This window comes from Streptomyces kebangsaanensis (genome assembly GCF_001906585.1).
Lineage (GTDB): Bacteria > Actinomycetota > Actinomycetes > Streptomycetales > Streptomycetaceae > Streptomyces > Streptomyces kebangsaanensis.
This window is the reverse complement of the sequence record NZ_JUJA01000155.1, coordinates 65867-77232: the sequence shown is the minus strand read 5'-3', so window position 1 is coordinate 77232 and position 11366 is coordinate 65867. Positions and strand designations below refer to the sequence as shown.

8 protein-coding genes and 1 pseudogene are annotated in these 11366 nt (G+C 67.0%); 2 read left to right on the top strand and 7 right to left on the bottom strand.

Annotation, left to right across the window (positions count from 1 at the left end; all coding sequences use genetic code 11):
* Window positions 1–943, bottom strand: a pseudogene (locus RH94_RS44625) (AAA family ATPase); the annotation flags it as partial.
* An 817-nt stretch (window positions 944–1760) separates the two neighbouring features.
* Between RH94_RS44625 and RH94_RS26055 the strand changes: the two are divergent.
* Window positions 1761–2153, top strand: coding sequence for a hypothetical protein (locus RH94_RS26055; protein WP_079189191.1), 393 nt, complete (start codon window positions 1761–1763; stop codon window positions 2151–2153).
* 5 nt (window positions 2154–2158) lie between these two features.
* Window positions 2159–2827, top strand: coding sequence for a nucleotidyl transferase AbiEii/AbiGii toxin family protein (locus tag RH94_RS26050; RefSeq protein ID WP_073950469.1), 669 nt, complete (start codon window positions 2159–2161; stop codon window positions 2825–2827).
* 117 nt (window positions 2828–2944) lie between these two features.
* Here RH94_RS26050 and RH94_RS41565 read toward each other — a convergent pair whose 3' ends face one another.
* The 6 genes from RH94_RS41565 to RH94_RS26025 all read right to left on the bottom strand — a co-directional run bounded on the left by RH94_RS41565 (window position 2945) and on the right by RH94_RS26025 (window position 11302).
* Window positions 2945–3103, bottom strand: coding sequence for a hypothetical protein (locus RH94_RS41565; protein WP_199881061.1), 159 nt, complete (start codon window positions 3101–3103; stop codon window positions 2945–2947).
* A gap of 45 nt (window positions 3104–3148) precedes the next feature.
* Entirely contained in the window at window positions 3149–5329 is a 2181-nt protein-coding gene (locus RH94_RS26045) for a hypothetical protein (protein ID WP_234426059.1), read from the bottom strand.
* Between the two features lie 2 nt (window positions 5330–5331).
* Window positions 5332–6159, bottom strand: a complete 828-nt coding sequence (locus RH94_RS26040; protein ID WP_073950467.1) for a protein phosphatase 2C domain-containing protein — start codon at window positions 6157–6159, stop codon at window positions 5332–5334.
* Between the two features lie 17 nt (window positions 6160–6176).
* Window positions 6177–7013, bottom strand: coding sequence for a vWA domain-containing protein (locus tag RH94_RS26035; protein WP_073950465.1), 837 nt, complete (start codon window positions 7011–7013; stop codon window positions 6177–6179).
* A 201-nt stretch (window positions 7014–7214) separates the two neighbouring features.
* Window positions 7215–10910, bottom strand: coding sequence for a caspase, EACC1-associated type (locus RH94_RS26030; protein WP_073950464.1), 3696 nt, complete (start codon window positions 10908–10910; stop codon window positions 7215–7217).
* Complete coding sequence (locus tag RH94_RS26025; RefSeq protein ID WP_073950462.1) at window positions 10907–11302, bottom strand: effector-associated constant component EACC1; 396 nt, start codon at window positions 11300–11302, stop codon at window positions 10907–10909. The genes RH94_RS26030 and RH94_RS26025 overlap by 4 nt, the downstream gene beginning before the upstream one ends.
* Window positions 11303–11366 lie beyond the last annotated feature (64 nt).

Genomic DNA, 11366 nt, shown 5'->3' with positions numbered 1-11366 from the left:
GGGGTCCGAGGATCTTGGAGTTGAAGGTCGGTGCGGCGGCCTGCCACGCCTCTTCGGCGAAGCCCTGTTCGACGGTGGCCGCCTGCGGCAGGGTGATCAGCTGGTTGAAGCGGATGACGGGGTCGGTCAGCGTGATGACAGGGTGGCGGGGACGCAGGATGTCCTGCTCGCGCTGGATGTAGCCGGTGGACTCCAGGACGTCGAGCGGGTGAGTGACGGCGTTGCGCTGCCGTTCCAGGGCCGCGCCGATCCTGGTGGGGGTGGTGGCGCCCCGGGCGATCGCCGTAAGGATGTCGTAGTAGAGGGTGTGCTGGGTGATCCGCGGATCCTCACGCAGCAGATACTCGGTCTCCGTGCGCGAGTACACCGCCCGTCCCGGGTCCAGGAGCGTCCGTGTCAGCCAGGATGCGAAGCCGTCGTTCGGGTGCGGGCGGGCCGCCACCGGCCGGTAACCGGGAGCGCCGCCGAGGACGGCGTGCACCCGCAGGGCGGTCAGCGGGTCGTCGATCTGCCAGAACGCACGGCTGGCCCGGTAGTCGAAGGCCCCCAGCCGCAGATCGACCACCGCACGGCCGCGCAACGGCTTGGTTCCCGACAACAGCTCGTGCATGACGCTCATCGCGGACCCGCACAGGATCACCCGCGCTCCGGGTCCGGCCCCGGCGCCCCGCTGGCGCTCGTCGTAGAGCTGCTGGAGCAGGCCGGGGATCTCGGGAGAGTGCTGGAGGAGATACGGCAACTCGTCGATCACCAGCAACGGGGTCCGTGAACGCGCGGTGACGTCGAGGGCGTTGGACAGGACCTCGCGCCAGTCGGTCAACCGCAGCGTGCCGGGCTGCAGACCGGCGTGGGCCGCGATGGCGTCACTGAACCGCTGGATCGCCGGCAGCCGCCCTTCCTCCCGCACCGCGGTGACGTACAGACCCCCGACCCGCTCCGACAACGCCTGCAGAAGATACGACTTCCCGTGCCGCCTGCGCCCCGACACGATCCCCAGGCGCATCGCCGGATCCGGGTCCGTGACGAACTCGGTGAGCAGGCCCCACTCCCGATCACGGTCGACCACGTCCTCGGGTTTGGCCAGCATGCTCTCGTGCACCGGAACTCTCCACCAGCCTAGATCGACTCCAACATGTCTAAGTCTACTTAGACAGAATCCGTCCAGCTTGACTTCACTGATGGCCGGCAACAGAGATCACCAGCGGTGATCGCCGCAGAGCTGTGCCAGCGGCTCCCCGACAAGGCAGTTACGGGGCATCGCAACACACTGTTCCAGTCGGCCTCGCCGACGGGAGTCGAGCGTCATATGAGCGTCAAGGGCCCCGACGGCCAGGCATCGCGCAGCCGCTCCTACCCGCCACTCCAGCACAAATCCGCAGGTGAGAAGGGTCTGAAGAGCTCGACCTGCTGGATATCGCGAAACAGGTCGAGACCCACCGGCGCTACTGCTGAACCGCAGGTCAGGCGCCCTTGTCAGCAGGCTCCAGGATCGCCACGCACTCCACGTGGTGCGTCATCGGAAAGATGTCGGCCTGAGCGAGTCGCAAAAAAGACCAGGTCAGGGCGGGTTTCTCGACTCGCCGCCCTGCGTGCGGGCGCTCAGAGCGTCAAATGAGCGTCACGACCAACAGTCCATCCTCCGCTTGAGGTGGAACAGGCTGCCACGGCCAGCTCCCCTCCACGAGCCCGCTCCCACTCACTCCGGACGCAGACTCGCGCATCACGGCCCTTACCGCTTCTCCGGCCGCCATAATGGAGTCATGCCCTCCAGCCCACAGCACCCCGCCCCCACACCGAGCGACCTCTCGGGCGCGGTCGCCGAGGACCTCGCGCTGTATCGGGAGAAGTTCCGGCGGCGTCTGCCGGAGTCGCTGGACGAGCTGCACGGGCCGACCCACGGGGTCGTGGATCTGCCGCTGCACATGGCCTGGTCGGGGATGACCTCGTACGACCTGGGCAAGCCTCGCCAGCGCATGGGCCTGTACCGCACCGTCCTGCACGAGGGCCTGCGCGACGACCTGCCCCGCTACCTCAACCAGGACCTGCTCCTCCAGCTGTGGCCGGTGCTGCGCACCCTCGTCGGTCGCACCGTGCGCACCGTGTGGGAGGACGCCTTCCCCCAGCTCGCCTCCCGCACCCGGGCAGCCGCGTGACGGACATGCCGGAGCTGCACACGCGGCTCCTGGCAGATGTGATCGCCCTCGGCTCCCCGTATCCCCTGGTTCTCACCGGCGGGTATGCCGTGCGGGCGCACCACCTCGTCAACCGCCCCAGCCAGGACCTCGACGTCGCCACCGAGAACCCGGCGCCCATGGCCGACATCGCCGCCACGCTCCGCGCCGGCCTGGAAGCCCGCGGCTGGAAGGTGCACGCGCTGGAGACCGCCCCGCTGTCCGCCCGCTTCACCGTGACCGACCCGGCCACCGGGCAGGAATGCGAAGTCGACATCCTCAAGGAGATCTTCTGGCGGCCGGTCGCCCAGAGCCCGTACGGGCCCGTCCTCGCGGAAGAGGACGTCATCGGGACCAAGGTCCGCGCCCTCGCCGACCGCGGAGCGCCCCGCGATCTGATCGACGTGTTCGCAGCCTCCCGCCGCTGGACCAACGCCGAGCTCGAGGAGTTCGGCCGCCGCCACGCCCGCGGCCGCTTCGAGCGCGAGGATCTGCAGTCGAATCTCACAGGCGCCGAGTGGACCGACGACGAAGCCTTCGCCGCCTACGGGCTCGATGACGCCACCATCACCGCACTCCGCGCCTGGGCCGTGGAGTGGGCCGACGGCCTCGCGGCCCGTCTCCTCGAAGAGACCGATGATCCGAACATCGACTGATCACATCCGGACGAGACCGCATCTGCCAGCGATCAGAGCAAGAGCCAACAGATGAGCAGGCAGGAAAGCAGTCAGTCGTGAGCTTGTCCGACGCCAAGCGCTCTGCAACGGCTGGGGTTACGAAAGCTTGGGGTCGAATCCGGTCTTGGTGACAAGGCCGCCAAGGAGGTCGGACGGGCACTGCATCCGTTTGAGGCGGGTCTTGAACAGCGCGGTGAGCTGGTCGAGATCGGGTTGGTGTGGTTGGCCAGTCGCGACCGCGACGCGCAATGCCAAAATCCGTCCCCTTCACATTGCTGTCCCCGGCAGCCGAACGCGACGTCAGCGACCGATGTAGAGAAACCGCAAGTAGCGCGCGAACGACAGTCCGCGCTGCCGGAGCCTGGCAGCCTCGACGGAGGCGCTCAGTGTCCCGTGGAGCGCGCTGTTCTGCTGGAGTGCGACCGTGCGCCGACTGAACTCCTGCCGCTGCTGTCGGGCCCGATCACCCGCAAGGGTGTTCTCTCGGGCGAGCCGCTCCTGACCGTCCTCCAGCCGCTTCCGTGCTTTCACACGCAACACATCGGTCTCGGACTCCACAGCCTTGCGCTGGGCGGTGAGCTGGGCCCGACGGTGGGCGATGCCCTGCTCGATCGACTGTCGCTCTGACACACTGAGGGCGGTCGGCTGCCGAGCCTCGGCTGAGGCGACCAGGTGTTTGCGCCAAGCATCGAGGGCGATGGCCTTGGCCTCGCCGATGCCGTGAACGTCGATGCCGCGGCCGCTGCTCAGCACAAGCACGGCACCGGTGCTGTTGTAGTGCGTATTCCGCACAGACCGGTAACCGGTGAAGTCAGCTGCCGTACGGATGCCTGCCGCAGCCAGCCGCGCGGCGAGTTTCGGCCCGATGCCGTGCGGCGGGTCCTGGGCGATCAGCCGTCGGCCGAGCTGATCGCGCACGTACGCGGACTGCTTGTCGGTGAGTGCCTTGGCCAGGGCTCTGCGGAGTTCTTCCGAAAGGCCGTCGATCTTCTTGTCCATGTCGCGCTGCTTGCGGACCTTACGCTTCTCGGCCTCCTTGAGCTCGGCGTGGTACTGCGCTGTGAGCTTGTCCTGGGCTCGTGGGTAGGCGGCGGCTCGCTTCGCCTCCGCCGCGTCGAACTTCGCCCGGTCCTTGCGCAGCTTCTCAGCTGCCTTGACCGGGTCATCGAGCTGGGCCAGTTCGTTCGTCAGCTTGGCGAGGACGGCCCGTGACTGCCTCAGCTCCTCGCGGCGGCTTCTGGCGAACGCGGTGAGCGCCGCAGCGGCGAAAACGGGCACACCTGGCCCGATCGGTGGCATCGACAACCCCACAACGACCAACAAGACGGTCGCCGCCAGCATGAGCGGCCAGAGGGCGGCTGCGGTGACATCCAGCGGCGTCCGAGTATGGAAGCCATCCGGTGAAGTGACCGAAGGTGTGGTCGGCGTCGGTGTGACCGGCGGAGGGACGTGCCCGATCATCCAACCGGGCAGTCCGCCGGCACCAGGAGCGGCGGTTGTGCCACGGGCCGATACCGTTGAGGTCGTCGTCGCGGCAGTCCGTTGCTCGGGAACGGCCGATGCAAGCGGAGGCAGCACGTCCAATGGCTGGAAGACCAAGGACCGCACTTGGTCGGCGAGGCCACTCACCGTCCGGTCGGGGTGGGCCAGCAGAGTCTGCAGTCTTGTGGAGCTGCCCGGATTCTTGAAGTCGTCCTCGGTGAGCAGCAGGAACTCGCCACTGGGCTCGTGCAGCCTGTTCCACAGGGCAGGGTCGGAGGCGATCGCCTTGAGCGACAAGAAGATGACCCAAGCGGAGAACCGGTCCAGCGCCGCTCCGAAGTCATCATTCCCCCGCAAGGGCGACTGGTAGTTGCGGTGCCCCCGCTCAGTGCCGCCCATGCCGGCCAGCGCCGGGACGTACATGCCGTCGTAGTCGACCAAACGCAACGTGTCATCGCTTGCGACGAGCAAGTTGCCGTGCTGGAGGTCCCCATGGGCTATCTCGTGGGCCGCCAGATCACGGGTCAGCGCCTCGAACCGGTCGGCCAGACGATCGACGGCAAACCGGTCGGTATGGTTGTCCTCGAGCCAGGAGGACAGAGTGATGGCCTCGACCCATTCCATCTTCAGGACCGGATAGCGATCCCGCCCGACGCTGATGGCATCGGGAAGGTACTCGAATCCAAGATTCCACGGTTGTGAGAGTTCTGCCGGGTTCAGCCGCGCGAGTCGGGAGCTGATGGCCTCGTAACGGCGTTCCTGGTCCGGGACGTGGCGGGTGAAGCACTTGATCGCGTACCGACGGCCTGAGGAGGTCGAGGTCAGCGAGAAGACGCTCGCGAAGGCACCGGAGATGGCGCGAGGCAGACCGAGCTTGGTCAGCTCCGGACGTGCGCCTTTGAGTTCGGGGTGCCGGAAGCACAGCTGCGTGTGCTGCAGGGCTTCTGCGTAATCGGCGCCACTGGGGAACTGAGGTTGCGGACCGGTGGCCGAGCCCACGTTCACCGCCCCTCGAAATCAATCCGTACGAGCGCCACGTCGTCGTTGCGCAGTTGCCGGCAGTCCCGCAGACCGTTCAGCCAGTTCGTGAACCCGTCCAGGTCGTCGGGCCCGGCGAACTCCAGCAACTGGCTTACGGCGTCGTCCTGGTCCGGGGCCGACAAGAGCCATGCGGCCAGGGCGTCCGTCATCAGGAGCAGCCGGTCTCCGGGTCGGCAACGGCCTTCCGTGAACCTCGTGCGGCGGGCCAGCAATGCCACGTCGTGGTTGCGACTGCCGAAGAGATCGGGAGTTGTGCCGAATTCCTCGACGGCCGCCACCGGGAACGCCTGTACCAGCCGGTTGTCGTGCAGGTGGAACAGGCAACTGTCCCCCAGGGCGGCAGCACGCCATCGCCAAGCTGGTTCAGTTGTGTCGGCGCGGGAATCGGAGTCCGGATCGACGCGCACCGTGAGCAGGGTCGCGTAGGCGCCCTCTGCGAGCTTGGTGTGCTCGTACCACTTCAACGGGCGCCCCTCCGCATGGCGCGCCTGCGTGTACTGCACGAGCCAGGGCTCCCACTGAGCCACCGCCGACGACGCGAACTCCTCGAAGGCAGTACCGCCTGCCAGCACATCCGGCAGTTCCATGGCGTATTCGGCCGCCGCGCGGGACAGCAGGCGGGCCCAATCCTTGGCCAGTGCACTCTCCGTGGCCCCGTCGCAGACGCCCGCGGTGAGCGGCTCCCGCAGCATGTAGTCGTGTGGGCGGCCGGGAAGCACGGCGACGGCGTCTTCGCATTCCGCCTCCGTGCTTCCGTGCTTGGGGGCCACGAGGTGCGTGACGTACATGCATGAGGTGGAAGTCGTCACCGCAGTTCGGTGGCTCGGGTGCCGATGTCGAGGAACTGTACGACCGTGGTGATGTCCGCGTTGTAGACGAAGCCGCGGGTGGCCTCGCTGACCCGCTGCCCCTGCGAGGCGGCGTACGAACGCATGTGACTGGGCAGCGGGCTCGACATGGCGAACAGTGTCCGGGCGTAGCTGTCGGGGAGGCCATCGGCCGAGTCGGGGAAAGCTGTGGGGGTTCCTCCTGCGGCAGACACGTGCAGGTTGAACAGCAGCGCCGCGCCGTCGGCCGTGGCATGCGAAGTGATGGCTTCGGCGGCCGCGGTGGGGTCGCCGTCGGTCGACTCGCCGTCCGTCAGGTTGATGACGATGGGAGGGAAACCGGCCGGGTAGCGCTCGGTCCAGCCGGCGACGAGGCTCTCCGCGTACTGAAGCGCACGGTTCATCGGGGTCCCACCGTGGGCGATCGGGTCCATCCACAGCGGGAAGTTGACCACGGTCTCCACAAGGCCACCGGCGCCGTCGGGCACCTTCTTGCTCCGCTCGTCGACGCGAGCCGGGTTGTCCGCCACCTCGCTCAGCGGGACCAGGTCCCGGCCTGCGAGCGAACCCGCGAACGCCGAACCTACGGTGGCGCCGTAGCCGACGACCGCGACGTGGAAGTAGTCGCGTACGCCTTCTTCTTTTGCACACTTGACCGAGAGTTCGGTGAGGAGCCGGTTGATGGCGTCGGCAACGACATCAGCTTTCTGCTGGGGTACTTCACCGCCGATGGGATCGCTCATGGAGGTCGACTGATCAACGAGGAAGATGATGCTCGTCGGATTGCTGCGGCTGATCTCTGCCGTATACGGCACGTTGGGCTCCTGACGGACTACGAAGAAATCGGTCGTCGGAGAAGCTCATACGACATGCCGACGTGCCGATCACCAGCGCGCAGGCCGAGTCACCGAGATCCCCCGAACCTATGATAGTGCGCAGACCTTGGCGTATGGAGGCGTAGTGTGCTTCAGCCTCCTCTCGGCCCAGCCCGCGGCACGGTCGGCGCTTCGCCCCCATCAGCCGCTGAGCCGCGCCACCACTCGCTCCGCTCGGCCGGCCCACACATGCCAGGCAGGCAGCCGCACACCGTTCGGCAGCAAGGCCGTGTGGCTGAGGGCGAGCCTCAAGTGGCGTGCGTCCTCCGTGTCGGCGGACGCTCCGTGGTCCAGCCGAACCTGAGCGGCCCCCATGCCCCGGCGGACGTCGAAGTCGTAGGGGTAGCCGTCGGCCGTGACGTTCCTGTCGAGCAGGGCTCCGGGAATCGCGTCCGCCAGCATGAGTTGAAGCCGGTCACCGACAAGCTCACCGTGTTGTCCCGGGTTCGCGTCGAACGACGACAGGGCGGCTTTGGCCTCAGCCGCGTCCAGCAGCGCATGCGGCATGCCCGGACGGACCGACCAGAAGTCGCGGTCGCCGAACACGATGAGATGCGAACGGGCGCGGGTGATGGCGACGTTCCACAGGTTGACCTCGCGGCAGAGCCAGTTGACCGCACTCGGGCGCATTCTCGCGCTCGCGACGAGAGACAAGAGGATCACGTCCTGCTGTCCTCCCTGGAATGTGTGCACCGTACCGACCCGTACGCGCGATTCGTGCTTCCAGCGCTCGGCGATCAGGTCCTTCTGGGCCCGGAAGGGGGTGACGACCCCTACCGTCGAACCTTCAGGCAGCCGCATCAGCAACCGCTCCACCGAAAGATGGATGCGATCTGCCTCCTCCTGATTCATCCACGACCCGTTGCTGCCTCTGCGCGCCGTTCCCACCACATCGAGCCACTGAACAGCGTCGACTCCAGCGAGGCGTCGCAACGACCGGGGTTCGGTGAGGACGGTCAGCCGGTTGCCATAACAATGCCGGTTCGAGATGCCGACGATGTCCGGGTGACAACGGAAGTGCTCGTCCAGCAGCAGGGTTTCCCCGGCCGCGTGGGCAGCCGCGTGGAACGAGGAGTAACGGCGGTGCTCGAACCGGTGCTCATCGAGCCAACTCGCCCGCAGCCCGGCCCCACGGTGTGCCTCCGCCTCCTGCCGAGGCTGAAGTGTGGTGATGTGCTGCAACTGCATGGGGTCACCGATCACGAGGGCCCGGCGGGCGCGGAAGAGCAGAGGCAGCACATCCGGCGTGGAACACTGGCTCGCTTCATCGACGATGACCAGGTCGAAGAGGGCAGCCCGGTCCCGGAACCGCCGTGGGGATCTCGCGGTGACGGCCCAGCCGGACACCTGCGGCAGGATCCGCTCCAAGGACGACCACTGCCGCGGTGATCGTGACTTCACAGCTTCGATGCGGTCGTGGATGGCCGCACGCGCAGTCATTGCCTGCTCCGCCACCGACGCCTGCAGCAACGCTGCCGCCGTCTCCCGGACCTGTCGATCGGTCTGCCGGAGCATCGTGAGGAGTTGGGCGTCGGCCGGTGCCGCATCGGCCGCGGTGCTCTTCCGTCGCCAGGCGGCTTCGGCTTCCGCGAAGGACAGCAGGTCGGCGAAGTCTTGACGGCCTGCAGCCGGTACGGACAGAGGGGTGAGACCGCGCAGGCATCGGCTTCGCAGCCAGCCTCCGAAGATCCCGAGGCGGACTGCGGTGCGAGCCCGGCGCAGCCACCGGCCGAGGGAAACATCGTCGCCCAGGGCCGTAGCAAGCGTCTGAGGGTCGCCGTGGTGTTGTTCGGCGTAAGAGAAGCGCAGCCGGCCGAGGTCGGCCAGTTCCCGCTCTCGACGGGAGACCTCCGCGAGTTGATGACGCAGCGCCTCTTGCACCCGAAGATGGTTCCGCAGTTCGCCCCGGTACATCTGGGAGGACTGGTGGGGCCGGACGCTGCGGGTCAACTGCTCCAGTGTCCGCAACTCATGCTCGACGGCTGTTTGGTTGCCCGTCCGTACGAGAAGTCCCGGAGCCAGCGCTTCGCAACGCTCCCAGACCTCATCCACCGCCTTGTTGTTGGTCGACGCGACGAGCACGGTCTGACCGGCCGCTCTGGCCGTGGCGACCGCGTTGACGATGAGCTGACTCTTCCCGGTGCCGGGCGGCCCGGTGGCGACCGTAAGTCTGCGGACCATGGCAGCCCGGATGACCGCCTCCTGTCCTTCGTTCAGTTCCAGTGGAGCGACGACCTGCACTTCCTGTTCGGCGCTCTTGTCCGCTCCGGGCACCACCCGCGCAGTAAATGCTCCGAGCGCGGTGCCTGCGAACTGCCCGACGCTCTTTTGCAGCGTTCTGTAGTCCTTCATCAGCTGTGCGGTGGCCGCGGCGTCCGACCGTACCGCGAAGACGACCGCCACATTGCGGGCGCCCTCATGTGCGGCGTACAGCGAGCTGCCGTCGCCGAGCGATCCAGGGTCGAGGTGCTCCGTGTCGGGCAGCCCCAGCTCCTGCAGCAGACTGCGCAGGTCCCGGACCATGTCCTCCCGGAATCCCGGCCGCCAGTTGGGCTGGTAGGCGGCAAGCAGTTCCTTGCCTTCGTCCTTGCCCAGCCGGTCGAGGATGAGTTTGGGATGCAGGACGATCGGGCCTGTGGGCCTGACGACACTGCGTCCCCGCGGACCGCGTTCGACCTCGATCTGGCGCATGACGAGCGGCGCACACACCTGTCGCTTGCCGTCGTAGAGGACGGCGACGGGGTACCCGTACCAGAGGTCGGCGCTGTCCTTGTGAGCACGCTCGGCGAGGTCCACGACGCGTTCCGGCGCTTGTACCGTGGCTTCCGTGCCGGAGAGCAGGACTTCCTCCCCTGCCGGCCAGACCGCGCGTGGAGGATCGCTGCCCACCAGCGGCAGCAGTTCGTCGGTGGAGTTCTCCGCCTCCAGACAGTGCTGGTAGTACGTGAGCAGCTGTCTCCATTCGACGTCTGTGAAGGCGGAATCGTCGTGTGCTGCCTCGATGGCTTTGACCGGTGCCGGCGCCATCTCTCCAGCGCCGTCGCTGACTGCGGTGAGCCCGGCGGGCAACGGCTTGAGGGCGGGGATCTGACGGCCGGCGGCGGCACGGGCGAGATAGATGTCGCCGGTCACGTGAAGACTGGACTGGGTCGGCGTCTGCCGACGTCTGTCGGGTGCCTTTTGCAAGTCACGGCTGATGTGCCGGAACAGATCGTTCGCAGAGACCTGCCCGTCACCGTCCAGGTCCGCTTGTCCCGAGTGTAAACCTTCGACTATCGCTCTGGTGAACTGCGAGGGCTGGTCCGCATCAGTGGTGAATGCCTGTTCCCAGTGCTGTGACGCGGTGATGACGTGCACTCCGCCGGCTTCGACAACCGGCGCAGTGGCCGAGTGCGAGGCCCCTTTGCTGCGGAAGCCCTGTACCGCGCTGCCGCTGAAACAGCAGTCGAGCAGCAGAACTTTGCGTCGAGCCGCGCATTTCTCCAACTGGTCGGTCACGAAAGAAGCTTCGAGGGCGGTCCGTTGCATCCGGTCGGCCTCGGTATCCGTGGTGATGTAGTACAGCTGACCATCCTCACGGTCGTACGCCCCGTGGCCGCTGAGGTAGAGCACGACCAGTTCGTCCGGCTCGCGGTCCTTCAGAAAACGCTCGACGGTCTGCTTGATCGCCGCCTTCGACGAGTCCTCGACCCGCACGCACTTCTCGTACCCTCCAACCGCCGGCATCTCCAGAACCTGACTCAGGTAGTGAACGTCTGCGCGCACAGAGGGTAAGGCGGGGAAGTTCACGTCCTCATAGACAGCGGTGCCTACGAGCAAGGCGTGCTTACGGCTCATCGTTCGTCTCCCGGACCGATGCCCGGCCTGCCGCCCTGGCCATCCCGCAGCGCCTTGACCTCACGTCCGGACACACCGCCCTCGAACTCCGTGACCGTGCCGTCGGAGTGCACGATGCGCACCTTGCGACTTTTGCGGACCTCGACCCACGCCTTGATGGCGGTCCTCGCCAACGCGAGGGAGCCCGTCGTGAGGACGAGCACGACCTCCGGGGTCAGCAGTTCCGGCCCTTTCGCGCCCTCCGTGTCCCGCGGCGCTTCAGGCGAGGCGAAGCGCACGCCGGCGCCGTCCAGTCGGTGCAGAACCTCACGGAGCTCTCGCGCCTCGAGCTCCGCGTGCCGCGGGTCCGCACCGAACACCTGGATCCGCGCGGATTCGATCTTGTCGACCATGTTTCCTCTCGAACCGCCAACTTACCTACGTCAAAAGCAAATTACGAGCATTGCTGATTTACCG